Below are 26,106 nucleotides of genomic sequence, written 5' to 3'. Positions count from 1 at the left end.
TTGCGGAGCTGTGCTTCTCGGGTCCTTCTTCGCAGCAAAATCTTGCTTCGGAAGCAAGCTCTTCGTGCAGCGGCGGTTATGCCGGTTACAGTCTGGCAAGCAAATCCTTGAGCGACCGGTCGGCTTCCTTCAGTACGCGCGGCTTGTCGATCGTTCTCATGATCCGGTTCTGCATGACGATATCCCCGCCGATAATGACGGTGTCGACATCCCCGCGCGTCGCTGCATATACGACTCTGGAATACCAGTCGGCGTCATAGGAAGGGTAAACGTGAAAATCCTCCAAATCGAGCAATTGAATATCCGCCAGCTTTCCGGCTTCGATGCTGCCGATTTCCCGTTCCATGCCGAGAACCTCCGCCCCGCCCATTGTGGCGAGACGAAGCACCTGGCGGGCGTTCATGACGGTCGGGCCGTGCTTGACCTTCTGGATATAGGCGGTTAGCCTCATCTCCTGGAACATGTCGAGGTTATTGTTGCACGGCGCCCCGTCCGCGCCGATGCCGACCGTTACGCCGATTTCAAGCAGCTCCGGCACTTGCGCCACGCCGGACGCGAGCTTCAAGTTGGAACCCGGGCAATGCGTCACCTTGACGCCGCGCTCTTTAATGATTCGTTTCTCCTCGTCGTTCAGCCAGATGCTGTGCGCAAGAATAAGGTTCGGGCGGGCAAGCCCGATATGGTCCAGGTAGACGACGTTGCGCATTCCGCGCTCCGCCTCGACGATCCGGATTTCGGTTTCGTTCTCCGATGCGTGCGTATGAACCTTGACGCCGTATTGCTCGGCAAGGTCTCGCACCCCGACCAGCAGCTCTTCCGTGCAAGACACGACAAAGCGGGGACAAAAAGCGTACCGGATTTTGCCGTTTCCTTTGCCATGCCACTTCTCGAGCAAGCGAACGCTCTCGCTAAGCGATTCGTCCGTCTTCTCCTGCAGCGCCGGCGGCACCTCCGTGCCGTGGTCCATCATCACCTTCCCCGAGAACGCGCGTATGCCGCTCTCCAAGATCGCCTGAAACGCCGCATCGGTATGATGAACCGTCTCCATGTCCAGTATCGTCGTCGTGCCGCTGCGGATCAGCTCGCCGATGCCCAGCAGCGCCGAATAGTAAACCGAATCCTCGTTGTGCGCCGCCTCCATCGGCCATATCCGCTTACGAAGCCAGTCGATCAGCGCGAGATCGTCGGCACGTCCGCGGAACATCGTCTGGCACAAATGAATATGGGTCTGGACGAAGCCCGGCAGCATCACTTTGCCGCCGGCGTCGATGACGCGGCTGCCCGCGGACGGTTCAAGATGTTCGCCGATTTCGGCAATTCGGTCTTCCCGAATCCGAACATCCCCTTCGATAATGTCGTCTTGTTCGTTCATGGTCATAATGACTGCGTTCTTGATGAGCAATTCCGTCATGAAATACGTCCTTTCTGCCAATGAGAATCGGTGCCTGCAACCGTCGACGCGGGTTGCTCCCTCTTTAACACGCGGCGGAACATAAAGGCGATTTTAAGCCGCAGCAGATCGTTCATTTTTTTGAAATCGACGTCGAGCAGCTCGCTCAGCTTCTCGATCCGGTACGTTGCCGTATTGCGGTGAATGAACAGCTTTTTGGCCGTTTCGTTTAATTGCCCGTCCTGCTCCAAATACGTTTCCAGCGTATGAAGCATCTCGTTCGCGTAATCGGGGTCCTTGCCGGTCAGCCCGCCGAGCCACCGGTCGCAGAACGCTTCCATCCGCTCCTTGGACACATGTTCGAACAATATCGCGAGATCCATCGTTTCGTATTTGACAACCGGCGAATCCGCTCCCCATTCCGCGGCAAGCCGGCTCGTTTGCCTGCATTCGTCGAATGCCTCAAGCAGCTGCTCGGGTTTCTTCTTCCGGCTGCTGATCGCCGCCTTCGGCATTCCTCCTTCGGCAACGGTCCGGCTCGACATGCACGCATACAGCGACGACTCAAGCCGGCCTTCGTCCTTTCCGTCGTCGGGAAAGACGGACAGCAGCCCTTCTTCCATTAAGATATGCATGCCGTTCAGCTGCTGAAGTCGCGCATGGCTCAAAAATTCGTTTTTCAGCTTTTCCAGCCTGTCGGTTCGCGCGCCTGCGAAGCCATCCTGCGGGAACCATGTCAGCACGCACCGGTACGAATGCTCGAACAGGTCGATTTCCCAGCGGCGGGCGTAATCGACTACTTGCTCGACCGGAAGACCGTGGCGCAGATAGCGCTTCAGGAGCAAGCCGAAATCTTTTTGCACCGACAATTCGAAATAATCCTCGACGTTAAAATTCATATGAAACGATAATAGCTCGGCCGCTTGCGAATATAAGCTTTCCTCCATGCTGGACAGAAACAGCTGCGGATTAAAAAACAGGACAAAGCCGGTGCACCGGTCGCGCTTCATGAGCGGCACGCAAAACGCTTGCCAGCTTTGGCTTTTCATCCATTTATGATGGGTCGGCCACGGCCAGTTCGCCAGCAGCTCGCCGTCCGGTACCGGCGAAGAGTTGTAAAGCATTTGTCCGCGCGACCCGACAACGGCCATCGGGTATCCGATAACGGCGGCGACGTCGTCGAACAATTGCCCGATATTGTCGGACTTCAAGGCGAACCGCATAAGCCGGACCTGCTTTTCCAGCACATCCTGAAGCACGCCGGTATTCCGTTTCATCTCGGCGCGGAACAGCCCCTTCATCTGATCCGAAAACGTAAACTGGTAAGGCAGCTCGATAAGCGGAAAGCCCAAATCGTCCGCCTTGTCCATCAGTTCGTCCGGGATCGCGTTCCAGAACCGTCCCAGCTTGATGCCAAGCCCGGACGAACCGCATTGGTTCAGCCTTTCAATCAGCTGCATGGCCGTATGAATCTCGTCTTTGATCAGATAGGCGGTCGTAAACAGCATCTCGCCTTCTTTGATCCAATCCGTAATATCCGGAGCGTCCATCACGTTCACGGATCTTACGATACGGCTTTTGCCGGCCCGGCCGGCAACCAGCCTCGCTTCCGACAAAGGATAAACCGATAAAGCCTGCTCTACGGTAAAGTACATGGCGGCACCTCTTTTGCGGATAATCGTTTGCCCGCACACGGCGATATGTGCATTCGTCTCCGACGGACAGACATATAAAGCGTACATCGACAGAAAATCGTGAACTTATGTTATTTTATATAACATGATAACCAACAACATCTGCATTAGCAATAGATTTATGTTAAATAACATAATATGTCCTAAGCTTCGATTTTTGCTCGCAATGCGATTCATACACGGCAGGTACTCATACCGATTCGGCAAAATGACGTTTGAATCCGTAAGGCCGCATGTTAAAATGGATGTTATATGTCATAAATAAAAGAATAAATACGATATACCGCATTAAAAATGCGTTAATACGGATTAACGGAAGGTAACCGATTATGGAATATATTTTTGAACGGGAAGCAAAAAACTATGAGGACTTGGCAAGCGGAAGAGTATTGTACAACGCGCAAGGAACAACCGCGTTTCCTGTCAGGCTTGCAAGCGAAATTGTACAGCGATGCTTTCGGATATTGGAGCATAAAGGGGAGCAAGGCCCCTACTCGGTCTACGATCCTTGCTGCGGAGGAGCCTATTTGCTTACCGTTATCGGCTTGCTTCACGGCAATAGAATAAGTGCCGTCTACGGGTCGGACATCAACCCCGAAGCGCTCCGTACAGCCGAAAAAAACTTGTCTCTTCTTACCGCCAACGGATTAAACAACCGTAAAGAGCAAATTCAAGAGTATGTCCGGCAATACGGCAAATCTTCTCATCGCGAAGCTTTGAAAAGCACGGATCGTTTAACCGGGAATGTCGCGAATTCCCGGATCGGGAACGTCACTCTTTTTCAAAGCGATATTACGCAGCAGGCCGCTCCGGAAGCTATCGAGCCGAAGAACGGAGTGAATTTGATCATAACGGACCTTCCGTACGGCGATATCGTGACATGGGAAAGCGAAAGCGCGGACCCGTTAGCCCGGCTTTTCGACAATGCGTATGAACGCTTATTGCCGGGCCGTTCCGTTCTCGCTGTCGTCGCGGATAAAAGTCAAAAGCTGCAGCACGGCAAATTCAGAAGGATTCAATACGCGAAGGTCGGCAAGCGGCAATTCGGCATTTTCGAACCGCTGCCCCGCACCGATTGACGGAATAAAAGGGACCGCCCGATGGGCAGTCCCTTTTTTAGCTCACAGATGGATAAGTCCGGTATGCTGTTATTTTTTCTCCGGCAGAGGCAAGAAAACAAAGTTGATGGGAAGATTGCTGCCGGATGCCGGGGTAAACGCGATCGTAACGCTTTCGGTACTGTCTCCGGTCCGATACAAGACGCCTGCATCCTTGTTTGAAGTCAAAATGCTGTTATTCGTCATGTACACAAGGTTGTTATTTACGAGGAACGAACCCCCGTAATGGCCGCCGCGCGGATTGACCGCGATAAGCGTATTCGGCTGCACCTTCCGCAGCGTAATCACGTACATCATGCCGTAGTTGCCAAGATTGACGACGGCGGTTCCCGTTGTCGAATCGGTACCCGTCATATATTTGTCCAGGTTGTTGTCGGTCAGCACCATGCGGGAATTGCCGCCGATCGGATTCAAGATGTTGATCGTCCGGTTCGCCAGCTCGAACGTGCCGCGCGTATGCTTACCGTCTACGTCAAGCACGTTCAGATAAGGCAAAGTTTTCAGCACGTCTTTGTTTTTGTCGAGGATGACGATCTGGAACTCCAGCGGCGATGTCGTATGAATGTCCGCATAATACGTAACGATATCTCCGTAGCTCATCGCCTTATCGCTTAAATCCGTCAACACCGTCTGGCTGGTACCGGCCGGGATAACCGTTTGCTTGTTCATGGCAGGCTTCGTTCTTGCTTCCAAATAACGGGCGCCGGCCATCTTGCCCGCCCCGGACACGGATGCCGCAGGCCCTCCGGCCCCGACGCGCTGCACGGTCAGCGTCGCATCCGTTCTTCCTTTGTTCGTTGCGACGACATAGATGCGGACGTCTTTTTCCATTCCGTTCTGGTGATGGGCGAACAAGCGGATGTTCCCGTTTAGCGTATCCTTGTAATAGATGCCCTCGCTTACGATCGTCTCGGGCGAGTTGCTTCGCACGAGAGTCATTTGTCCGTAGTTGTTCAGGGACGTATATTCGATCGTATTCATCTCGAGGACGCTCGCCCCGTCGATCGTCAGCTTTTCCCCGGGATCGGTAAACAGAAGATCGAATTCTTCTTTCGAGTATAAGGTCGAATTCGTAATCGTGATCGTCTTCGTATACGTGTCGGTCGCGCCTTGCGCGTCCGTTACCGTCAAGGAGATCGTCTGCAAGCCCGGCTCGAAGAACGCTTTCTCTTTATTCGTCCATTCCCGCTTGACGATGCCGTTCTCCTCGTCCGTGCTCAAATCCTCGAATTCGATCGGCTCGCCCATCTGATAGCTGTCTTTGTCTGTCTCAAACATGGCGACCGGAGGGGAATTCGGCTTCTTGACCTGCACGGTGAGCGAATAAGGTTCGCTCCATACGCCGTTCTCGTCCTGCACCCAGCGGGTGATCGTATATTGTCCCGCAGACTCGAACATCGTCTGCTTTCCTTCCCAACGCTCGCCTACGATACCGACGTCGACGGGATGATAGGCCAGATCGTTATAGGCGACTTCCGTCTGTCCGGCGTAAATTTCCTTCGGCGATACCGTAAACTTGGCGACAGGCCTTACCGTCCAGGCCAGCACCAGTTTTTTCTCCGCTTTGTTAATCGTCAGCGTTATGCCGTAAGGCTTTACGAGCGAACGGATCGGAACCATCAGCGTGCCGTTCTGGATATAAGGCGTGCCGGCCGTATCGCTCCGCTGCTCTCCATTATATATGTAGGCCGATCGGCCGACTTTGTAACGAAGGGTAGATTGACCGTAAGTCACGATATACTCTTTGGCGGATGAATCGTACGATAAAGTCGAATAAAGCCGTTCCGCGATCGATCGGAGGGATACGTAAGTTACTCCTTTCTTTTCGGTCATAGGTTGTGTTGCCATATACATGGCGCCGTTCTGGAACATCTTGGCGGAGTTCTGCAGCAGCGTCAGCGATTGGCTGCCTTTCACGCCGCTTGCTCCTGCTTGCGCCGGCAAACTTGCGGAGACAAGCAATAAGGCCGCCAGCATCGCCATGGTGAATTTTCTGAACATGTTTCTCTCCTTTTGCTGTAGTAAGAAAAGCTGCTTTTACCGGAACCTATCCGAAGAAGACGCCCGGCTTCAACGGCAGCTTTTCATGCCAATAAGAATTTATATTTCCGGGAATCCAGGGAAACTTGTAAATTCTTATGTGGGAAAATAGTACGATTGGAGACAGACATTAGTTAGACGCGGAAACAGGTAAAAAGTTGCACTATAAATCAATCCATAAATTAACATTAAAGATTTATATAGCCAAATAAAGGCTCCGTCCCCGTTTAAAGGCGGGTTCGGAGCCTTCAGTTCCGCAAGAAACAACGCCCGGCCGAGCGTGCCGGCCTATAGCGCCGGCGTCTTCTCGGATGTTGGAGCGGTTTGCTTGGGCAGCCCCAGCGTAACGAGCCAGGAAGCGGCGGCAAGAATGACAAGAATAATGAATATCGTATGCAGGCTGGATGCAAGCAGTTCCGGATCAATCGCGTCGGCAGCCCCCGTGTTCAGAAGCAGGCTGAATGCGGCAATGCCGGCCGTCTGGCCGAAGTTGCGGATAAAGTTGTTGCTCGCGACCGCCGCGCCGCGGATTTCCCGCCCGACGGAGGACTGAACGGCCACCGTAAACGAAGTAAGCGACAAACCGAAAGCCATGCCGCACAGGAAGGTGCACGCCATCAGCAAGGCGATAGGAGCATCCGTATCCATGAAGGTGAAGCCCAGGCTTCCCGCGATCAGAAACAATCCGCCGGTCATCGAGATGCGGCGCATGCCGTATTTGGCTATCAAGTTGCCGGCAACGATCGAGCCGAGCGGCCAGCCGACGGATAACGGAATCATCGCGAATCCCGAGAAGGTGGCCGTCGCGCCGTAGGCGCCTTGTATCCAAAGCGGCAAATAAAAAATAATGACGACGGTTACGACGCTGATGATAAAGCTGTCCAGGTTAGCCATCCAAATGGTACGGATCCGGAACAGCTTCAGCGGAATGATCGGCTCCGGCGAACGCCGCTCGATGGCGGCGAACAAGACAAGCGAAACGGCGGCCGCTCCGAACAACACTGCCAGAAGAGGAATGTTCAAGGAGCCGTCTCCCCCATGCAGCAGTTCAAGCGCGTACAACAAGCTGAACATCCCGACCGCAAACGCGGCCGCTCCCGGATAATCGATATGCGGCTTCTTCTTCTCGAACTTCTCCCGCAGCGAGAAAGCGAGCAGCGCGATCGCCACTCCCCCGACAGGCAAATCAAATAAAAAATCGATCGCCACGATACGTAGTCCACCAGCAGACCGCCGACGAGCGGGCCGGAAATGCCCGCGATTCCCCAGATGCTGGACATCCACCCCTGCACTTTGGCCATTTTGTCGTACGGATACAGATCGCCGATGATCGTAAACGGGATCGTGGCAAGAGCGCCAGCGCCAAGCCCTTGAACCGCCCGGTAGACGATTAACTGCTCCATCGAACCGGCCGCTCCCGATAGAGCCGAGCCGAGCAAAAAAATGGAAGCGCCTGCGATGAAAATACGCTTTCTTCCGTACAAATCCGCCAATTTCCCGTAAATCGGCGTGCTGATGACGCTTGTAAGCAAATAGAGGGAAACGATCCAGCTGTACTGCCGGATGCCGTGAAGCTCGCTAGTGATCGCGGGCATGGCGGTGCTTACGATCGTGCCTTCAATAGCCGCCAGAAAAGTCGCCGCGCAAAGCGCAACCATAACCATTCCGCGCTTCGTCGGCTTGTCTTCGAATGCTTTCGTCTTCATTCCAGATTCCTTTCCGAGGCTTGGTCAATCTTATCCTTATTTCGATTCGGAACAAATTTGCAGCCGGCTTTCCCCGAAAGCCGGAAGCCGCGAAGGGTGCACGTCCTTTGTTCAAGACAGCGGGCCTCGAACCTGGACTGTCAAGCGGCCGCGAAATGTGATAGTCTAAAGATTGACGTCGCTTTTTTAAGTAAAAGCAATTTTTTAAACAAAGGATGATCCCTTGTGGGGTATGAATTTTTGCTTACCGTTATCGATACAATCGGTTATGCGGCTTTATTCGTCGTATTATGCCTTGGCCTTATCGGCTTGCCTATACCGAACGAAGTGGTTGTCATGACGGGCGGCGCGCTGGCCGCGGCGGGACTGCTTGCTCCCGTACCCGCTTTTATCAGCACCTGGCTCGGCATTTGCTCGGCCATGACATTCAATTACAGCATCGGACGGTTCGCGGGCAGCAAGCTGTTCGAATGGTTCAACCGCAAGCAGAACATGCAGAAATTCGTCGCGCAAGCCGAGCGGTTAATCGAACGATTCGGCGGGTATGCGGTCGGCCTGGGTCTGCTTCTTCCTTTCGTCCGGCATGCCATGCCGATGGTGATCGGCACGAACAAGACGCCTTTCGGCAAATTCGCGCTGTACGCCTACCCGTCCGCTTTCGTATGGACGCTTCTTTATTTCGTGATTGGGGCGCTGGTAGGCGACAACTTGCGGCAAATCGGAGACATGATTTACGAATACGGGGTGTATATCGTCATCGCGCTCGTTCTGGCTGCCGTTGCGGTCGTCGTTATCCGCGCAAGCAGAGGAAGAAAGCAGCGCTCGGAAAATACGGTTCACCGCGATATGTAACGGTCGGACGAGTAACAGACGGAACATATCCGCGCGACAAAAAACGCCGGGAAGCTTAAGTTCCCGGCTTCTTTATTTCTCTCGTATTCGCTTATCTCTCTCGGCGAATTGGCTTGTCCTTCAAAGCGGACGACGAAGCCGGTTCGGCTCGGCCTACGGCGCGAAGGCTCAATCCTTCCGTTCCGGGAGCTCCGCTTTCGCCGTTTCCACCAAATAATCGAAAAGCTCGTCGTCTTCCTCCAGCCTTTCCTCCAATGCCAGAAGCTTCTCTTCGTCTCCGGAATCTTTCAGGAAAAACAATCCGTAGCCCCAATCTTTGCCCCGTTTGCTTTGAAGCGTTATTTCATAGCCGCCGGAGTCTCCCTCCACTTCAAATTGCACTTTGCCAACGTAGCCGTCTTCTTCGGTATAAGACATGCCGGCGTCCAATATTTTCACATTCAACACTGCCAATCGACCCTTTCCTTTAATCTCCTTCCATTAAAACATAGCCGTTTCGCCTGTTGCAACCGCTATCGACGAAAGCAGACAAGCAGACCCATTAAACGACATGAAGCCCGCAGGCGAGACATACATTATATTACGATTCGGCGGAAGCGGAACGTTAGCCCGCCTGCCCGGCCGGACGCCAGCCGCGAAAGGGTGATTGTTTATGGAGGTTGAACTGACCGGACTTCATTACGCATACCTCGCTTTTATCGTCCTTATCATCGGATTTATGGTCATGCGCAAAGATACGTCTCTGCTTTGTATCGTCGGTATTTTCGTCATCGGCCTTTTGTCGACGCAAACGGTCAGCGGCTCGGTCAGCGGCATTTTCAACAGTTTCATTTATGCCATTACAGAACTGCTCGGGACGATTCTCATTATTTCCATTATCGTGGCGATGAGCCGGGTGTTGATCCGGACCGGCATCAACGAGACCATGATTTCGCCGCTCGCCGGCCTGCTCCGCACCCCAAGCCTGGCTTTTTGGGGCATCGGGGTCATCATGCTCGTGACCTCTTGGTTTTTTTGGCCATCGCCGGCCGTCGCGCTTATCGGGGCCGTTCTGCTTCCGGTTGCCATCCGGGTCGGGCTGCCGGCGTTAGGCGCAGCCATGGCCATGAATCTGTTCGGCCACGGCATTGCGCTCTCCGGGGATTACATCATTCAAGGCGCTCCGAAGCTGACCGCCGACGCGGCCGGACTGCCCGTCTCGGACGTCATGCAAGCCAGCATTCCGCTTGTCGCCATTATGGGAGTCGCGACCACGGCGGCGGCTTATCTGTTCATGCGCCATGATATTAAACGCGGCAAATGGCGCGACGGGCTTATCGCAACCGCTGCGGACGGGTCCGTCAGGCAAGAGGACGACGGAGGCGCGGGAGAGCGCAGCGCCTTGTCGCCCGCGGCGAAGCGGGTGCTGGCGGCTGTCATACCCGTTGCCTTTGCCGCCGACGTGGCGGCTATGTTCGTTCTGAATTTGCAAGGCGGCGAGGCTACCGCACTCGTAGGCGGAACGGCTCTTCTTATCCTTATAGCGATCACGATGTTGGCCCACCGCGGCAAAGGACTGGAAAAAACGACGTCTTACCTTATCGACGGTTTTTTGTTTGGATTTAAAGTATTTGGACCCGTCATCCCCATTGCCGCTTTCTTTTATTTGGGAGACTCGGGCTTCGGCGCCATATTCGGGGATACACTGCCGGAAGGCTCCGCGGGCATCGTAAACGATCTGGGTTACGCCCTTGCGCACGCCGTGCCGGTGAACGGCTTCGTCGGCGCAGTGACGCTGTCGGCGGTAGGCGCCGTAACGGGCCTCGACGGCTCCGGCTTCTCCGGCATATCGCTGGCGGGCTCCGTAGCGGCGCTGTTCGCTGGCGCGATCGGACACGGCTTGGCGACGTTGACGGCACTCGGCCAGATTGCGGCCATATGGGTCGGCGGCGGAACGCTGGTGCCGTGGGCGCTTATCCCCGCTGCCGCCATATGCGGCGTCAGTCCGTTCGAGCTGGCCCGCCGCAATTTAAAGCCGGTGGTGATCGGGCTAGTCGTCACAACGATAGCGGCAATGCTGCTGATTTGACAATCGAAACCAATTGCGAAGAAGACAGTCCGGCGTTAGGCCGGACTGTCTTCTTCGCGTTAGCCTCTGCCGGCCGACAGTCTCCTCAATCTTAAATGGATTGCCCGACTTCAAGCTCCGGCGGCGACCGAAGACGACTCCCCTACCAGATGATCCAAGCGAACAGGGCCGCTAGCGCAAACCGGTAATAAGCAAACCAGGTTAACCGCAGTTTTTTGATTAAGTTGATGAAGGTAACGCACGCGATCGTCGCCACGATAAAAGCGGCCGACAGCCCGATCAGAAAGAGGGGCAAATCCGACATCGTCAGAAACTCGCGGCTTTTGATCAGATCGACGCCGCTGGCTCCGGCCATCATCGGGACGGATACGATAAACGTAAATTCGGCGGCCGCCTTCTGGCTCGCTCCCGACAGCATCCCTCCGGAGATGGTCGAGCCTGAGCGCGAGAAACCGGGCCATAACGCCAGCACCTGGAACAGCCCGATCGCAAACGCCTGCTTGTACGTTATATCGTCAAGGCTTTCCGCCCTCGTCTTCACGTTAGCCCGCTCGGCTGCAATCATAAACAGGCCTCCGGCGACAAGCCCGATCAGCACGGTCGCCGGGCTGAACAAATACTGCTTGATCACGCCGTGCAGCAGTACGCCCGCGGCTCCGGCAGGCGCCATCGCCAGCATAATATGAAAGGCGTTCAATCCGGCTTTCGGCTGAATCCGGAATCGAAGCAGGCTGGCGAAACGGCTCCGGTACAGCACCAGAACGGCAAGCACCGCTCCGAACTGGACGACGACCTCAAACGTCTTCGCCCTGTCGCCGGTAAACGAGAGCAGCTCTCCCAGCAAGATAAGATGCCCCGTCGAAGATACCGGCAAAAATTCCGTAAGCCCTTCGATAATGCCCATCCAGATCGCATTCCACAGCTCCGCCACTGAACGTCCACCTGCCTTAAGGTTTCTTGTCCCGCGTTACTTATGTATATGTACAAATCGGAGGACTCATGTCCAGGCTCTAGCGGACGGTGATCTCCAGACGTCTGATGCGGAGATGATCTTTCTCGCGCACTATAAACGTAAGGTTATCGTACGGCCATTCCTGTCCTTCTTCCAGATCGGGATTTTGACTCGCGAGCCACCCCCCGATCGTATCGATCTCCTCGCCTTCGAGTTCGATGCCTGTCCAACGGTGAAGATCGCGAAGCAGCAGTTTACCGTCCATCGCATAACGGTTGTCAGCCAGTTTCTCGAATGGGATCGCTTCGTCGGTATCGAATTCGTCGCGAATTTCGCCCACGATTTCTTCAACGATATCTTCGATCGTCACCAAGCCGGACGTACCGCCGTATTCATCCAGCAAAATAACCATATGCACCCGCTCCGTCTGCATTCTGCGCAGCAGCAGCTTGATCGGCAGCACTTCCGGGACGGCCATGACCGGCTGCATGATGGAACGGACGTCCGCCCCGCCGTTTTTCGCGTAATGGTAAAACAGCTGCTTCGTGTTGATGATGCCGACGATATTGTCCTTGGAACCTGAAGCAACCGGAAATCTCGTATATTTCTCCGCCAGAACGGTTTCGATGTTCTCTTCTTTCGGCTTGTTCGTATACAAGCAGACCATGTCCGTACGGGGAACCATAATTTCCCTCGCCAGGCGGTCATCGAATTCGAACACGCGGTTAACATACGCATATTCGGCCCGGTTGATTTTGCCGCTGCCGTAGCTTTCGGACAACAGCAGCCGGATCTCTTCCTCCGATGCCGCTTCATGCTCCTTGGCGGGCTTTAAGCCGAACAACCCGACCAGCTTGTTCGCCGAGCCGTTTAACAGCCAAATAAACGGATAGGCGATTTTATGAAACCATACCATAAACGGAGCAGTCAGCAGCGCAATCCGTTCCGGTTTTACGATCGCGATCGTTTTGGGTGCAAGCTCGCCCAGCACCACTTCCAAGTAAGTCACTAACGCAAACGACACAATAAACGAAATGATGTGCGCCGTACTGCCGGCAATGCCTATCTCTTCGAACAACGGCTCAAGCAGTTTCGAGACCGTTGGCTCGCCGAGCCAGCCGATACCGAGCGACATGATCGTAATGCCGAGCTGCGTCGCGGACAAGTAACTATCCAACCGGTCGACGAGCTGCTGCACCGCCTTGGCGTTTTTGCGCCCTTCGCTCACCATTTGACGCACCCGGCTGGCGCGAAGCCTGACCAGCGCAAATTCCGTCGCGACGAAAAACGCCGTAAAAAAGATTAAAATGACGAATACGATCAGGTTAATAATCATGGATGTTCTTTCTCCTAGATGCTGTACTTTAATCCTTGTCCGTCAAAATAAGAAAACCTCCACCCAAGCCTCTCGAAAATGAATGAATGCGTTTAGAGACAAGTTTTCATGCCGAACAGACAGTCAGATCGCATTTTTGTTTTAGCTAATTAAACTTTCTGTTACGAAAAAAAGACTTGTAACATGGTTCCCAATTACAAGTCTTCTAAACGAACGGTTTTAATACCCGACCTCTACGGACGCAACGGCTACGTAGATGAGATCGTTTTTGTCCTCTTTATCCGGCAGGACAATCCCGCTGGTCGTCAGCATCCCGCCTTGCTGAACCTCGACCGTTACCGTGCCGTACGGCAGAACGGCCTTCACCCGCTCGACGTCCAATTGTTCGTGGTCGCACGGCAAAGCCAGCTTGACTCGCACCTTCATGTTGTTCAAATCGCCGTCCGGCAAAACAGCTACCAATCCCGGCATCGAATTGTGGCGGATCGCGTTCTGCACCGCGCGAACGGCCGCTTTCGTAATGTTCTGCCCGTGCAGATCGGTCCCCATTCCGATTTCAATAAACAATACGTTATCCATACGAATCATCCTTTCGTGAAATCGATCGTTCACCAAGGTACGTCGTCTTCGGAAGAGGCGGCCGCCGTCTCGGCAAAAGCAAAGTCGTCGGCTCGCTCATCCCGCGTTCCTATAACCTGCAGCAAATCGGCCAAGTCCGGCGGCTGCAGAAGTTCAACAGGCGACATGCCTTTGTCGAATTGGAAGGCGTCTCCTTCGATGACCGCGACATATTTGCCGTTATGTTTCGCCAGATGAATCGAGAGACCAAAGTCGGAAAGCAACCCCTTAACGGTCACGCCCCCTAACTTAAAGCCAAACGGCAAGTCGGGCTTCTGCTCCACAAGCGCCGCCGACGCCTCCATCACTTTCTCCTGCGGCCACCATTCCTGAATTTCCCGCTTCTCGCTCGCCGCCCATAGCTCAACCGCATTCTCTTCCTCGCTTCGCTCCGTGCTGACCGTATCCTGCCATTTGTCCTCCATATATTGCTGGACCATGTCGATCACTTGCTCGCTCACGACGACCGGCAGCGGCTTCTCGTAATCGACGAACCGCAAGAAATCTTCGAAGTAACGGGCGTGCGACGCCTGATGGATCTTCAGCTCCCAGTGCTCGAGCGTCCCTTCCTCGGGCATATGCGGATATTGAATCGATTTAATGTTGCGCGAGCTGATGGCGTTGTCCACCTGCGAGATCAGGCTTCGCTCGTCGGCAATGCGGGCGATCTTCGGCTCGAAGTCGCATTTGAGCAGAAACAGGAACGGCTCGTCGAAATACGTATTCAGCTTCGCCCTGGCGATAATAAACGCGCCGCCGCGGACGGCGCTTGTATCCATATAAATGTGAACGAGCTCGTCGGCGATGCCGACAAACCGCTCCTTGGTGTCCGCTTCCCGCAGCCGCTGGAACAGATTATAGTTCTGGTTGCTCGACAGCTCGTAGCCCGGCTCGACCATAAAGCGTCCGATTTTTGTCGGAGCCGATTCCGTAGCCGGGTTGCGCTCCGCCTTTCGTTTCAGAATGCGAACGAACTCCCCGTCGAGAAACTTTTTCAGCTCGCTGTCCTCGTAATCGTCTTCCTCCAGCGTCTGATAATGCTTGTAGCGCTTCCCCGTCGCGCCGTCCTCCCCGTCCGTCGTAATGACGAAAAAGGATAAAAACTGCATGCGTAAGTCCACTTCTCATCTTCCCCCATTGATGGACATTTTCATTTCTTAAGCATAGCACAACTTCAGAAGGAGAGCGAACGCAAATCGGTACGGCGCGACACGGGCATACCCGGGAAGCATCCCTTTACGACCGGGATACGCCTTCCTCCGGCATCCGGGAGAAAACCGCCTTCAGAAGCGGAGGCGTGACAAGCGTCGTAACCATGACCATAATGATAACCGACGTAAAATATTGCTCCAGCAGCAGTCCGGCCTGAAGGCCCGTCGAGGCGATAATAAGGGCCACTTCCCCGCGGGAAATCATGCCCGTGCCGACCGCCAGCGACGACCTTCTGCCGAAGCCGGTCAATCTTGCGCCTAATCCGCCGCCCAGCAGCTTGGTGACGACGGCAACCGCGGAAATGACGATAACGAAACCGAGTTGCGAGCCTAGCCCTTCAAAGCTGACGTTAAGGCCGATGCTGACGAAAAACACGGGCACGAACACGCCGTACGTGATCGGCTCAAGCTTATGCTCCACTTGATGGCGGAACGGCGTTTGCGAAATGGCGATGCCGGCGGCAAACGAACCGATAATGCCGGCCATTCCCATATAATCGGCGAAATAAGCAAAGCCGAAGCATACGACAAGCGCGACCCCGATGAGCGGTTCGGTCACTTTAAGCTTGGACAGCCATTTCATCGCAAGCGGAACGAGATAAATGCTGGCAAGCACCACGATGATAAAGAACAGAACTTTTTTCCCGATCAGCCATCCTAACGATATTTGCTCGCCGGATCCAAGCATGCTCATCATCACCGCAAGCAAAACGACGACCAGCACGTCGTCGACGACCGCGGCGCCGAGTATCGTCGTCCCTTCCCGCGAGCCGAGCCGGTTCATTTCCTTCAGCACCTGCACCGAGATGCTCACCGACGTGGCGCAAAACAATACGCCGAAAAAGAGCGCGTACGTTTGTCCGAAGCCAAATGCCGCCGCAGCGGCGTAACCGCCGATAAAAGGCACGATAATGCCGCCTACGGCGACGGCGAACGCCGGTTTCCAGTTTCGTCTCAGCTGATCCAGATCCGTCTCCAGTCCGGCAGCAAACATTAGCAGCAGGACGCCGATTTCCGCGAAATAATGAATAAAAGACGAATCCGCGTCAATCAGGCCGAATACGGCGGGGCCGAATAAAATGCCCGCAATCAGCTCCCCGAGGACGGCTGGCTGGCCGATCCGGACCGACAAGTGGCCGGCAATCTTCGTTGCGGCGATCATGATCGCCAATTCCAAAATAAACTCCACGATTACCCTCTCCATTCCCGGTATGATGTCAAAAAAAGACAAAGAGGAGCCCTTGGTGTCAGGCTCCTCCAAAAAACAATAAGCTATTCATTTGTACTTTAAAAACATTTCAGTTTATTATAAGTAATCTTTATAAATTATGCAATCTTTTTTTCGGCCATATTCGCCGCGGCATGGCCCGAGACGACCCTGCCCTTTCAGTAAGGGACTTCCTGATAGGCGAAGGCCGGCTTGAGCTGCACATCGCGATAGCTCTTATGCCAAACCGGAGTAGCCGCAGGAGACATGGGAGGGATCAGCCAGGACCAGCGGCCGGTAGCTTCCCTTCCGTTGTTTCGTTCCTGCTGCTCGAAGCGCGTAAACTGCTCGGCCGCCGTATGATGGTCGACGATGCTTACGCCGGCTTTTTTATAAGAATGAATAACCGCGACATTAAGCTCGAGCAGCGCCCGGTCTTTCCAAAGAGAAGTATTCGTGGCCGTATCCAGGCCTAGCAGCGCCGCAACCGCAGGGAGCTTGTCATACCGTCCGGCATCCGCCAAATTTCGGGCGCCGATTTCCGTCCCCATGTACCAGCCGTTAAACGGCGCGGCCGGATAAACGATGCCGCCGATCTCCAGCTTCATATCCGCAATGAAAGGTACGGCGTACCACCTGAGGGCAAGCTCTCCGAATGACGGAATTTCCGGATGGGTAAGCGGCACTTCCAGCACGGTATCGTCCGGCAGCGCAAACCATTCGGGCTTGCGGCCGTCGATCTGCACGACGAGCGGCAGCACGTCGTAATTCGTGCCGCGTCCGCGCCATCCGAGCTCGACGCACGCTTCGGTAAACGCAAGCGAGGCCGGATCGCCGACGACGCCTTGTTCGCTTTTATATCCGGCGTAACGAACAAGCTGATGGTTCCAGATTCGGATTCGCGATTTTTCGTTACACAACGACGGCGCAAATACGGTAATCGCGGAACGGACTTTGCCGCCGTTCGTGGCGTAACGCATATGCTCGAAGACGGCGGAGGCGACTTCTCCTTCCGTGCGCGCATCACGAGCGTCGAACACCTCCAGCGACTGCCAGAATAGCCGGCCGATGCACCGGTTACTGTTCCGCCATGCCATTCGCGCCCCGTGCCGCAGCTCTTCGAACGTATGCTCATAGGCGCCGGCGGCGTCGATTTGCCGTTTCACCTCTTCAAGCCGGATATTCTTCTCCCGGTCCGGCTTGCCCAACTCCTCATAACACTGGGCAATAAACGTTTCCGCTTCCTCATAAAGCGTTGTCTTGTTGTCTGGCATGATTCCCTCTTTCCGTCAGCCGCTCCAATATGCGCCGCTTGCAGTAAAGCCGGTCCGCCGCTTCCGCCACGTCGCTGAGCATCCCCCGGTTAATGACTGCGCCGAACACCATCCCGGCTACAGGGATCAGTTGAAACAGCTTCTTCCACCCGTAATTGTCGACGTAAGTCGTCATCACTTCGCGCCAGCCTTGCAATTCGGACATCATCCCGGACGGACGCTCCCCGTGCTCGCCCGATAAATGCGACAAGCTGTCTAGAATCGCTTTTTTGCCTACGATATCGGAGGAAGCAAACTGCAGCACTTTAACGGCAAATACGCGCTCTTCCTTCTTATTCGGATCGTAACCGTAGCACACCGCGATTTCCTGAATAACCTTGAGCGAAAGCCCGATCAAAGCCGGGATGTCGATCGCCAGCGTCAGCATGCCCCCGAAGCCGGTCGTCGCCCCTTGTACCGTGGCGATCGTCGTCCGGCTGGCCGTTAGCTCCGACGACGTCTGTTTCATAATGGCGATCGGATATTTCGCCGCTTCCTCGATCGTAATCGGCACGCCGTCCGCAGGCGCCAAGCCTTCCATCTCCATCCGTTTTCGCTTTAGCTTCGTAAGCACCGACTGAACGGAAACAAGATAGCGTCCGCCGTTCTGAATATATCCTCCCAGCTCGTCGAGCGCCTGGCCAAGCTTTTGGTGAAAGAGCTTGGGCGTTATTTTATCCAGCAGCTGGAACGGCAATCGCCCCAGCTTTTCAATAAACCATAGATCCTTTTGATCTTTTTCCCATGCTTCGATATCGGCCAGGATCGCAGTAAGCTGCTCTTTCGTTTCCATTTTGACCCGCTGCATCCTTGTATCCCCCTTTGCTTTCTATCTAATACGGCCGGCTTGCGATAAACGTCTCATGGAATTGACCGGGACGCAAAAAACAGAACCTCTCCGGTACGGATCGGAGAGGTTCGGCATCAAACGTACATTACGATCTGGCCGGACGTCCGATAAGGAGCAGTACGGCGATCAATGCGAAAGCAACGAGCGCCATAAGCGGAATCGTGACAAAGCCAAGCCAGTTGAGATAGTCGAAGTTGCAAGGAACGCCCGCTCTGCAAGGAGCCACCTCGGCCAGCTGCGGGAACCAGATTTCGAGGTTATGATACAGCGAGATCAAGCCGCCGACGGCGACAAGCGGCAGCGAATACTTGATAATGTCGCGGTCTCCCCGGTAAGCGGCAATTCCCAGCATTATAGCCTGCGGGTACATAAATATACGCTGAAACCAGCACAGGCTGCACGGAATATAGCCTTCAATCTCGCTGAAATACAAGCTTCCTCCCGTTGCGGCCAATGCGACGACCCAAGCTAAATATAAGGCGTTTCGTCTCAACCGGGACTCCCGAGCCTCCACGTACATCATCCGCATTACTCCTTGTTCGCAGATTCGTTCAAAGCTTTTTCGATCTCGTTTTTAAACCCGGCGTAATCGACCGGCGATCCTTTGTACATTTCACCGTTTATAAAAAATGTCGGCGTACCCGTTACGCCAAACGGTCTTGTCAGATCGTTCTGGGCGTCGATTTCGTCGTTGTACGTCTTATTGTCGATATCTTTGCGGAGCTGATCGTAATCAATCGGCAGCTTCGCCTCACGGGCGAGCTCAACCAAATAATCCGGCGTCGCCCAAGTCGAGTATTCGTCCTGCTGGTTCTTGAATAAAATATCGTAATAGTCCCAGAACGCTTCTTCGTTCTGACGGTACACCGCCTGCGCCGCAAGCGCCGCCGTATAGGCGTCTTCGCCAAGGAAATTGCTGAAGTTGATATAATAGAAGGCAACCTTGCCCGAATCGATATAATCGGCGGCGAGCTGCGGCTTCACTTCGGTCGCGAACGTGCTGCAAATCGGGCATTTGAAGTTGCCGAACTCGACGATTTTGACCGGCGCGTTCTCGCTTCCCGTCATGGCGTATTTGTCGTAATCGAAGCTGACGGGCTTGTTCTGGTTATTGATCCCCAGCACGATGACGACAACAACCGCCGCGATAATAAGCGTCAGCCAGATCAGCCCCTTGTTCGAGCTTTGCTTCGGCTTCGACGAATAAGCGTTTTGCGGTTTTGGCTTCGGCTTTTTGTTTCGGTTTTTTTGACCCAAGGCGTGTTCATCCTTTCTCGGAATGCTCTTCTGTAACCAGCGTAGTTACATATTGCATACAAGTCAAGCAGGCGAAGCCAATTGCCTTAATACTGTCATATTTGATAGGATAGCGCGAATGAGCCGGGCGGTCCGTTACAGGACCGCCGACGGCTCGGCGATAAGGGGCGACGGCTCGCCCCGGTACAGCAGCTTCAGCTTATGAAGCGCCCGTGTGCAAGCGACATAGAGCAGCTTGGCGTCCAGCGGACGATAAGCCTCCCCGCTTGCGTCGGCAATGAGAACGGCGTCGAATTCAAGCCCTTTCGACAAATAGGCCGGAACGACCGACAGCCCGCCGCTGTAGGACGGCTGCTTGCTTTGGATAAGCGAAGGCTCGAAGCCTTGGCCTTGCAAATAGACATGAATCTCTTCGCATTCGGCCGCCGTCCTACCGATAACGGCGATCGTCTGCAAGCCGCCTTGGCTCTGCCATTCCGACAGGGTCGCGGCAAGCTGCTTCAGCCAATTCTCCGGCTCCGCTTGGACAAGCTCGACCGGGTCGCCGCTGCGGAACACGGGAACGGCCGGCTTGACCCCTTCCATCGCGCCGAGAATGCGGTTGGCGAACTCGATAATTTCCATCGTCGACCGGTAGCTGCGGTTCAGCTCGTAAAAGCCGGTTTTCCCTTCCTCGAACAGCTCCGTCAGCTCGCTCCAGCGCTCCACGCCGGCATAAGCGTGAATGCCTTGCTGCAAATCGCCGAGAACCGTCATCGAAGTGACCGACTGGCATAAACGAAGCGCTTCCAGCTGAAACGGCGAGTAGTCCTGCGCCTCGTCGATGACGATATGGTCGTAAGTCGGACGATCAAGCCCGAACAGCCGAAGGTGAATGTAAGCAAGCGGGGCGAGATCCTCCGGCAGCGCCTCGCCTTGCTTCAGCCTCTCCGCCGTCGCCTTGGCCAGCTCCTTCGGGATGCAGGAGGCTGCCGTTTTGCCCGCGAACAGGGTGGCGTACAGCTGAGGCGCGGTGTAGGAAGGGATTTTTTTGATATAGGCGTTCAGCCTGGAGAGCGCTTTGGCCCGCACCTTCTTATCCGACGTTCCCCGCCGTTTCAGCTCCGACTCGAACCAGCGGCGGATGCGGCTCGCAAGCCGCTCGCGCTTGCGCATCATGAATTCCTCGCCGTAGTCGGTGTTGTACCATTCCGCGATTTGCTCCGGCTTCAGCACCAGGCCGTCGATCGGCTCGAACGGCGCTTCCGGCAAAATCTGCTTATCGAGTTCGGCGAGACGTTCGTCGACCGCCTTTTTGAACGCCGCACCGCCTTTCAGCTTTCCGGGCGCCTGCGCGATCTCGTCGGCCGTATGCGGCTGTTCGAACCAATAGGCAAGCTGCTCCCCGGAGCCGCGAAGCGACACCTCGTGACCAAGCAGCTCAAGCGCCCAATCCGCGTACGTTGTCTGCATAATATCGCCGACGCCGAGCTCGGGCAGAACCCCGGATATATATTCGAGAAACATGCGGTTCGGCGCGAAAATAATCATCCGCTCGGCGCGCATCCGGTCGGCGTATTGATACAGCAGAAACGCAAGACGGTGCAGCGCGACCGTCGTTTTGCCGCTTCCCGCAACCCCTTGGATGAAAAGCGCTTTGCTCCGTTCGGCGCGTATAATCAAATCCTGCTCCTGCTGGATCGTAGATACGATATCGCGCAGTCGGTTGTCCTTGTTTTCGCCAAGCCGGTACAACAGAAATTCGTCGGTCACGGGACCATCTTCCTGCCCTTTGATATAACTGTCGACCATCCGCACCAGCTCGCGCTGCCTGATCATCAAGTTGCGCTTCAAATGGACATGGCCGGTCACTTCCCCGTCGGGAGATTCGTACGAAACGGCAGTGTCTCCGCCGGTAAACGAATAAAACAAGCTGGCGACGGGTGCCCGCCAGTCGATAACGAGCAGCTCGTTCGAATTTTGCTTGGAGACGCCCGCTTTGCCGATATAGAGCGGCATAATGCGATCGCCAGGCAGCTCTTGAAAATCGATGCGGCCGAAATAAGGCTCCTTATAGGCGACCTCCAGCCGTCTTTTTCGTTCCTCCCGTTGTAAATCCAGCATTTGTTCGGTAAAATCATCTCCGGTATAAGCCGGGCCGATTTGCTCTAGCTGCCGCTCGATTTCTCGGACGGAGTCGGCAAGTCTTTGTTGTTCTTCTTGTAAGGCACTTTGAACGGACACGTCAGTTACCTCCTCAAGGCATGCATATAATTGGAAAGCAAGAGCATCAATTATACGCTATTTCCCTGCCCGAAGCAACGTTACGCCATCAGCCGGAGCAAGCATACGACAACGGCAACGTTTAAGGCCAGCAAAAGCGGAATGCCAACGACGAACGAACGGTGCTTCGTCTTGTGCCGCCATACGCGCATGCCGATCCAGACGCCAAGCGCGCCGCCGATCCAACCGAGCGCAAACAGCCGTTTCTCCGGGATTCTTCTGCGGCTTGAACGCGCATATTGCTTGTCCGCGCCCATCGACGCGAAACCGACGATATTAATTAAAGCGATATAAATAAGTAAAATGCCGAACGAATCCAATGTTGTATACCAACCTTCCGCTTAGCCCTTGAATCGATGAGGGCTTAAGCTTTTTAATTAATAGATGAATGAATTTCATTAATTCGCGAATTCGCGCTGAATCGGTTTGTCCTTTGACTAGGACTGGCAGACCGTTTCCGCTTGCCAAAAAAAGGAGTTATATCGATTATGCTGGATTGGAACCAAATAACAAGCTTTTTGACCGTTGCCGTTATTTTGACGCTGATGCCGGGACCCGACATTTTATTCGTCGCCGCGCAAAGCATGACCAAAAGCCGCCTCGGCGGCATCGCCGTCGCCCTTGGCTTATGTACGGGCTTGCTCGTCCATACGACGGCTGCCGCGCTTGGCGTTTCCGCTGTCGTATTGTCTTCGGAAGGCGCTTTGTTCGCCGTCAAAGCGCTAGGCGCAGCCTATTTGCTGTATCTCGCATGGAAAACCTGGTCGGGTCGCCACGCCGGCGCTACCCCCGCCTCCGAAACCGCGCCGGCGGCAAAAAGCTTCCGCTTTGGCGCGCTGTACAGGCGCGGCATTACGATGAACGTCATCAATCCGAAGGTGTCGCTGTTTTTTCTGGCGCTGCTTCCCCAGTTCGTGTCCGAACAGAGCGGCAGCATTCCGCTCCAGATGCTTCAGCTCGGGCTATTGTTTATCGCGCAGGCGCTCGTTATATTCACCTGCGTCTCCCTGTTGTCCGGCTTCGCCGGCGGCATCGTGACGGGCCGCTCGCCGAAATGGGCGCCGAGGCTTGCCGTCGTTGAAGCCGTCATCTATGTGCTGCTTACGGTTAATTTGTTTTTATTATAAAACGCAATAAGTGATGCAAAGCGAGGAGCAAGAACAAAGTTTGCTCCTCTACGTCTCTGCGTCGGCCACATCGATCAGCTCGACGACGGCGCCCGACTGTTCCACAACGTATGCATGCCTGGTCCCTCGGGAATCGTTCCGGCACAAGTCGTACGACTTCGCATCCCCATCCATGTTTTCGTACAGCTCCTTTCTGCCCGGAGGACAGCGCCTCTAACTGTTCCGCGGCCTGACCCGGTTCGTCGGCTGTGCCGCAAGCGGGTCGTCCGGCCAATAATGCTTCGGATAACGGCCTTTTAAATCCTTTTTCACTTCGAAATACGTCTCGTTCCAAAAGTTCGCCAAATCCCTTGTCACTTGAACCGGACGCTGCGACGGCGAAAGCAAATGCAGCGTAAGCGGCAGCTTCCCGCCGGCAATGCGCGGCGTCTCCTTCCAGCCGAACAGCTCCTGCAGCCGCGCGGCAAGCACCGGGTTGTCGGGATCGCTGTAATCGATCGGGATCCGGGAACCGCTTGGCACGGTAATATGGGTCGGCACCTGCTCGTCGAGCTCGCGCCGCTTCGTCCAATCGAGCAGCTCCCCGATAATTTCGATCATGTTCAGCTTCTGCAGGTCCGCTGCGCTTTTCAACCCATACAGATGCGGCATCAGCCAGTGCTCCAGACGATCCGTCAACGCATCCTCGGAGACGTCCGGCCACGAGCCGTCATGCTTGGCCATGAGCCGCATGCGTGCGAGCAGCTGCTTGGCCGAACGGTTAAACGGCAGCAGATCGAACCCGGTCTCGCGAATTCCGCGCACAAGCTCGAGCGCCACCTTCTCCGGATCCGGATTCGGCATCGGCTTCTCCTTCAATATAATCGCTCCGAGCCGCACCCGGCTGCGCGCTCTTACCGCCAGAACCGACTTGTCCCACTCGATGCTTTCTTCCTTAATCGTGTATGAGGACAACTCATGGTCAAACAGCCCCGCCGGCAGCTCGGCCGCCAAGCGGATGGCGCTTTCCGCGCCGGCGTCGTCCAGCTCGGCCGCCACAAGATAAGGGGCCCGCGATATCGGCTGGGCACCTGCCAGCGCGGCTCCCCTGCCGTTCGCCAGCAAATATTTGCCCTCTCCCCGCTTCTGCGCGATCCGGTCCGGATAGGCATGCGCAAGCAGCAAACCGGCCAATGCTTGTTCCTTAGCCGGATCGGCTTCATGCTTCCGCTTCTCTCCGCCGGTCAGCATGCCGCGCCACTGGCGCGCCTGCTGCTTCACCCGCTCCGCAGCGGCGCGATCGATGCCGGCGCCGCTCCGCAGCGCTTGAAGCCGCAGCTGAATATCGGCGCTTCGCTCGCCGGCCAGCGGATCGCGGTCGCTGAGGAGTGCGGCCAGCTCGCAGGCCAGCCCGGCCGCTCCCAGCTCCTCGGATACGAGCAGCATATGGGCAAGCCTCGGATGAACGCCGAGTCCAGCCATACGCATGCCGTGCGGGGTCGGCTTCCCTTCGGCGTCGATGGCGGTCAGCGCCTGAAGCAGCTCCCGGGCTCCGCGATAGGCCGCTTGCGGCGGCTCGTTCAGCCATCGCAGCTCGCTTGGATCGCCGACGCCCCAGACGGCAAGCTCCAGCGCCAATGAAGCAAGATCGGCCTCCTCGATTTCCGGGGCGGCATAAGGCTTCAAATATGCATGCTCCTGTTCCGTCCATAACCGGTAGCATACGCCTTCCGCGACCCTTCCGGCCCGGCCGCGGCGCTGATCCGCCGACGCCTTCGAGACGGGGATCGTCTCCAGTCTGCTCATGCCCGTACGAGGCGAGAAGCGCGGCACCCGCATAAGCCCTCCGTCGACGACGATGCGGACTCCCTCGACCGTCAAGCTGGACTCCGCGATCGCCGTCGACAGCACCACCTTGCGCATGCCCGGCCCGCAAGGCGCAATCGCTTGCTGCTGCAGCGAAAGCGGCAGCGAGCCGTGCAGCTCCGCCACTTGAACAAGCGAAGGAAGTCCCCCTCCTTCGGCCAGCAGCGCCGCCGTCCTCCGAATTTCCCGGACGCCCGGCAGGAACACGAGCACATCTCCTTCCAAGTGCTCGCTTATAGCCCGCCTTACGGTCCCCGCGATGCGCTGCTCAAACGACTCTTGCATTTTTTTCCCGGTGTATACCGTTTCGACCGGGAACACTCTTCCCTTGCTTGCGATCACCGGCGCATCGCCGAGCAGAGCCGACACGGCCGCCGCGTCAAGCGTCGCCGACATGACGACGATCCGGAGCTCGTCCCGCAGCAGCTGCTGGGATTGAAGAGCCAAGGCGAGTCCGAGATCGCCGTGCAGATGACGCTCGTGGAACTCGTCGAACAGGATCGCGCCGTACTCCTCCAGCGCAGGATCGGCCTGCAACAGCCGGGTGAGAACCCCTTCCGTAACGATTTCGATCCGCGTTTTATCGCTTACTTTCGTATCCATGCGCACGCGGTAACCGACCGTTCCGCCCGGTTGTTCGCCGAGCGTTGCGGACATATACGCCGCTGCGGAGCGCGCGGCAAGGCGTCGAGGCTCCAGCATGACGATCTTTTTGCCCTGGAGCCATGGCTCTTCTAACAGTGCAAGCGGAACCTTCGTCGTTTTGCCGGCGCCGGGCTCGGCGATCAGCACCGCATTCGGACGGCTGCGCAAAGCGTCCAGCAGCTCCGGCAGCGCCGCTTCTATCGGAAGTTGTTGCATGATGTTATAACTCCTATCTTTCTCTAATGCTATCATTATAGCAAGCCGGCCGATGCCGGCGCCAGATGAGCGGCAATCCGCCGGGCATACAAGCGATAAAACGGAGCAATAATAAATAATGGTTGCGCGGAAATCGTCGATCGTGGTAGAATCGAACTTGTGTTGTTCCTGGAGCTGTGGTGTAGAGGCCTAACATGCCTGCCTGTCACGCAGGAGACCGCGGGTTCGAATCCCGTCAGCTCCGCCACTATATTTCAAATGCACGAGCAGAGAGTTCAGCCTCCCTGCTCGTTTTTTCGCTTAACTTTTTTTGTCTTGCAAGCCGAAACGCTCTTCTCAATCCAAGTCATAAAGACGAAATCGTTTCGGCAAGAAATATAAGATAACTTCTAACGAAAA

21 protein-coding genes, 1 tRNA gene and 1 pseudogene are annotated in these 26,106 nt (G+C 55.5%); 5 read left to right on the top strand and 18 right to left on the bottom strand.

The features are described 5' to 3' along the window. Window positions 1–85: 85 nt before the first annotated feature. Together ACFSW5_RS19305 and ACFSW5_RS19300 are read right to left on the bottom strand one after the other, a co-directional pair. Window positions 86–1,411 carry a 5'-deoxyadenosine deaminase gene (locus tag ACFSW5_RS19305; protein WP_379276636.1) on the bottom strand — a complete coding sequence of 442 codons (1,326 nt, stop codon included), beginning with the start codon at window positions 1,409–1,411 and terminating at the stop codon, window positions 86–88. Beyond that, entirely contained in the window at window positions 1,408–3,045 is a 1,638-nt protein-coding gene (locus tag ACFSW5_RS19300) for a PucR family transcriptional regulator (protein ID WP_379276631.1), read from the bottom strand. Before ACFSW5_RS19300 ends, ACFSW5_RS19305 begins: the two co-directional genes overlap by 4 nt. Window positions 3,046–3,413: 368 nt before the next feature. Here ACFSW5_RS19300 and ACFSW5_RS19295 point away from each other — a divergent pair, with 368 nt between their 5' ends. After that, the gene (locus tag ACFSW5_RS19295) at window positions 3,414–4,163 is read left to right on the top strand and encodes a hypothetical protein (RefSeq protein ID WP_379276629.1); all 750 of its coding nucleotides are present in this window, start codon (window positions 3,414–3,416) and stop codon (window positions 4,161–4,163) included. 69 nt (window positions 4,164–4,232) lie between these two features. Here ACFSW5_RS19295 and ACFSW5_RS19290 read toward each other — a convergent pair whose 3' ends face one another. Together ACFSW5_RS19290 and ACFSW5_RS19285 are read right to left on the bottom strand one after the other, a co-directional pair. Next, the gene (locus tag ACFSW5_RS19290; protein WP_379276627.1) at window positions 4,233–6,203 is read right to left on the bottom strand and encodes a stalk domain-containing protein; all 1,971 of its coding nucleotides are present in this window, start codon (window positions 6,201–6,203) and stop codon (window positions 4,233–4,235) included. A 327-nt stretch (window positions 6,204–6,530) separates the two neighbouring features. Further along, window positions 6,531–7,837: pseudogene (locus ACFSW5_RS19285) on the bottom strand (MDR family MFS transporter). Between the two features lie 336 nt (window positions 7,838–8,173). On the opposite strand from ACFSW5_RS19285, the gene ACFSW5_RS19280 reads away from it, so the two are divergent. Next, entirely contained in the window at window positions 8,174–8,800 is a 627-nt protein-coding gene (locus tag ACFSW5_RS19280) for a DedA family protein (RefSeq protein WP_379276624.1), read from the top strand. Between the two features lie 168 nt (window positions 8,801–8,968). Here ACFSW5_RS19280 and ACFSW5_RS19275 read toward each other — a convergent pair whose 3' ends face one another. Then, window positions 8,969–9,247 (bottom strand): hypothetical protein, encoded by a 279-nt coding sequence (locus ACFSW5_RS19275; RefSeq protein ID WP_379276699.1) that lies wholly within the window; start codon window positions 9,245–9,247, stop codon window positions 8,969–8,971. A 205-nt stretch (window positions 9,248–9,452) separates the two neighbouring features. On the opposite strand from ACFSW5_RS19275, the gene ACFSW5_RS19270 reads away from it, so the two are divergent. After that, window positions 9,453–10,868: a hypothetical protein gene (locus tag ACFSW5_RS19270; RefSeq protein WP_379276622.1), complete on the top strand. Its 1,416-nt coding sequence runs from the start codon at window positions 9,453–9,455 to the stop codon at window positions 10,866–10,868. Between the two features lie 142 nt (window positions 10,869–11,010). Here the strand turns inward: ACFSW5_RS19270 and ACFSW5_RS19265 are convergent, their stop codons facing one another. The 11 genes from ACFSW5_RS19265 to ACFSW5_RS19215 form a co-directional block, all read right to left on the bottom strand. Then, window positions 11,011–11,799: an undecaprenyl-diphosphate phosphatase gene (locus ACFSW5_RS19265; RefSeq protein WP_379276620.1), complete on the bottom strand. Its 789-nt coding sequence runs from the start codon at window positions 11,797–11,799 to the stop codon at window positions 11,011–11,013. A gap of 79 nt (window positions 11,800–11,878) precedes the next feature. Then, window positions 11,879–13,156 (bottom strand): hemolysin family protein, encoded by a 1,278-nt coding sequence (locus ACFSW5_RS19260; protein WP_379276618.1) that lies wholly within the window; start codon window positions 13,154–13,156, stop codon window positions 11,879–11,881. A gap of 219 nt (window positions 13,157–13,375) precedes the next feature. Beyond that, on the bottom strand, window positions 13,376–13,735 hold the full coding sequence (locus tag ACFSW5_RS19255) for a Lin0512 family protein (protein ID WP_379276616.1): 360 nt from the start codon (window positions 13,733–13,735) through the stop codon (window positions 13,376–13,378). 29 nt (window positions 13,736–13,764) lie between these two features. Continuing rightward, window positions 13,765–14,895, bottom strand: coding sequence for a DUF3900 domain-containing protein (locus tag ACFSW5_RS19250; protein WP_379276614.1), 1,131 nt, complete (start codon window positions 14,893–14,895; stop codon window positions 13,765–13,767). 115 nt (window positions 14,896–15,010) lie between these two features. Next, on the bottom strand, window positions 15,011–16,174 hold the full coding sequence (locus tag ACFSW5_RS19245) for a cation:proton antiporter (protein WP_379276612.1): 1,164 nt from the start codon (window positions 16,172–16,174) through the stop codon (window positions 15,011–15,013). Between the two features lie 197 nt (window positions 16,175–16,371). Further along, window positions 16,372–17,466 carry a nitric oxide synthase oxygenase gene (locus ACFSW5_RS19240; protein ID WP_379276610.1) on the bottom strand — a complete coding sequence of 365 codons (1,095 nt, stop codon included), beginning with the start codon at window positions 17,464–17,466 and terminating at the stop codon, window positions 16,372–16,374. Then, window positions 17,438–18,298 (bottom strand): EcsC family protein, encoded by an 861-nt coding sequence (locus tag ACFSW5_RS19235; protein WP_379276697.1) that lies wholly within the window; start codon window positions 18,296–18,298, stop codon window positions 17,438–17,440. Before ACFSW5_RS19235 ends, ACFSW5_RS19240 begins: the two co-directional genes overlap by 29 nt. Before the next feature lie 142 nt (window positions 18,299–18,440). Then, complete coding sequence (locus ACFSW5_RS19230) at window positions 18,441–18,878, bottom strand: disulfide oxidoreductase (protein ID WP_379276608.1); 438 nt, start codon at window positions 18,876–18,878, stop codon at window positions 18,441–18,443. 5 nt (window positions 18,879–18,883) lie between these two features. Continuing rightward, a complete protein-coding gene (locus tag ACFSW5_RS19225; RefSeq protein WP_379276604.1) occupies window positions 18,884–19,612 on the bottom strand; it encodes a DsbA family protein in 729 nt (242 codons plus the stop codon). A gap of 135 nt (window positions 19,613–19,747) precedes the next feature. Further along, complete coding sequence (locus ACFSW5_RS19220; RefSeq protein ID WP_379276602.1) at window positions 19,748–21,835, bottom strand: HelD family protein; 2,088 nt, start codon at window positions 21,833–21,835, stop codon at window positions 19,748–19,750. 80 nt (window positions 21,836–21,915) lie between these two features. After that, window positions 21,916–22,194, bottom strand: coding sequence for a DUF1294 domain-containing protein (locus ACFSW5_RS19215; RefSeq protein ID WP_379276600.1), 279 nt, complete (start codon window positions 22,192–22,194; stop codon window positions 21,916–21,918). Between the two features lie 168 nt (window positions 22,195–22,362). On the opposite strand from ACFSW5_RS19215, the gene ACFSW5_RS19210 reads away from it, so the two are divergent. Continuing rightward, window positions 22,363–23,001, top strand: coding sequence for a LysE family translocator (locus ACFSW5_RS19210; protein ID WP_379276598.1), 639 nt, complete (start codon window positions 22,363–22,365; stop codon window positions 22,999–23,001). Window positions 23,002–23,049: 48 nt separating this feature from the next. Here the strand turns inward: ACFSW5_RS19210 and ACFSW5_RS19205 are convergent, their stop codons facing one another. Both ACFSW5_RS19205 and hrpB read right to left on the bottom strand, forming a co-directional pair. Next, on the bottom strand, window positions 23,050–23,175 hold the full coding sequence (locus ACFSW5_RS19205; protein ID WP_379276596.1) for a hypothetical protein: 126 nt from the start codon (window positions 23,173–23,175) through the stop codon (window positions 23,050–23,052). Window positions 23,176–23,214: 39 nt separating this feature from the next. Further along, the gene (gene hrpB / locus ACFSW5_RS19200) at window positions 23,215–25,707 is read right to left on the bottom strand and encodes an ATP-dependent helicase HrpB (protein ID WP_379276594.1); all 2,493 of its coding nucleotides are present in this window, start codon (window positions 25,705–25,707) and stop codon (window positions 23,215–23,217) included. 170 nt (window positions 25,708–25,877) lie between these two features. On the opposite strand from hrpB, the gene ACFSW5_RS19195 reads away from it, so the two are divergent. Then, a tRNA-Asp gene (locus tag ACFSW5_RS19195) sits at window positions 25,878–25,954 on the top strand. Window positions 25,955–26,106 lie beyond the last annotated feature (152 nt).

Origin of the sequence: Paenibacillus thailandensis, assembly GCF_042685365.1 — a bacterium.
Taxonomy (GTDB): domain Bacteria; phylum Bacillota; class Bacilli; order Paenibacillales; family Paenibacillaceae; genus Paenibacillus_AP; species Paenibacillus_AP thailandensis.
Note: the sequence above shows the minus strand (reverse complement) of the source record. Positions and strands in the feature narration are given on the sequence as shown.

Coding starts and splice junctions, on each gene's coding strand:
- ACFSW5_RS19290 (WP_379276627.1), bottom strand. CDS start 6,203: ATGTTCAGAAAATTCACCATGGCGATGCTGGCGGCCTTATTGCTTGTC.
- hrpB (WP_379276594.1), bottom strand. CDS start 25,707: ATGCAACAACTTCCGATAGAAGCGGCGCTGCCGGAGCTGCTGGACGCT.
- ACFSW5_RS19210 (WP_379276598.1), top strand. CDS start 22,363: ATGCTGGATTGGAACCAAATAACAAGCTTTTTGACCGTTGCCGTTATT.
- ACFSW5_RS19260 (WP_379276618.1), bottom strand. CDS start 13,156: ATGATTATTAACCTGATCGTATTCGTCATTTTAATCTTTTTTACGGCG.
- ACFSW5_RS19230 (WP_379276608.1), bottom strand. CDS start 18,878: ATGATGTACGTGGAGGCTCGGGAGTCCCGGTTGAGACGAAACGCCTTA.
- ACFSW5_RS19295 (WP_379276629.1), top strand. CDS start 3,414: ATGGAATATATTTTTGAACGGGAAGCAAAAAACTATGAGGACTTGGCA.
- ACFSW5_RS19305 (WP_379276636.1), bottom strand. CDS start 1,411: ATGACGGAATTGCTCATCAAGAACGCAGTCATTATGACCATGAACGAA.
- ACFSW5_RS19270 (WP_379276622.1), top strand. CDS start 9,453: ATGGAGGTTGAACTGACCGGACTTCATTACGCATACCTCGCTTTTATC.
- ACFSW5_RS19300 (WP_379276631.1), bottom strand. CDS start 3,045: ATGTACTTTACCGTAGAGCAGGCTTTATCGGTTTATCCTTTGTCGGAA.
- ACFSW5_RS19235 (WP_379276697.1), bottom strand. CDS start 18,298: ATGGAAACGAAAGAGCAGCTTACTGCGATCCTGGCCGATATCGAAGCA.
- ACFSW5_RS19240 (WP_379276610.1), bottom strand. CDS start 17,466: ATGCCAGACAACAAGACAACGCTTTATGAGGAAGCGGAAACGTTTATT.
- ACFSW5_RS19205 (WP_379276596.1), bottom strand. CDS start 23,175: ATGGATGGGGATGCGAAGTCGTACGACTTGTGCCGGAACGATTCCCGA.
- ACFSW5_RS19255 (WP_379276616.1), bottom strand. CDS start 13,735: ATGGATAACGTATTGTTTATTGAAATCGGAATGGGGACCGATCTGCAC.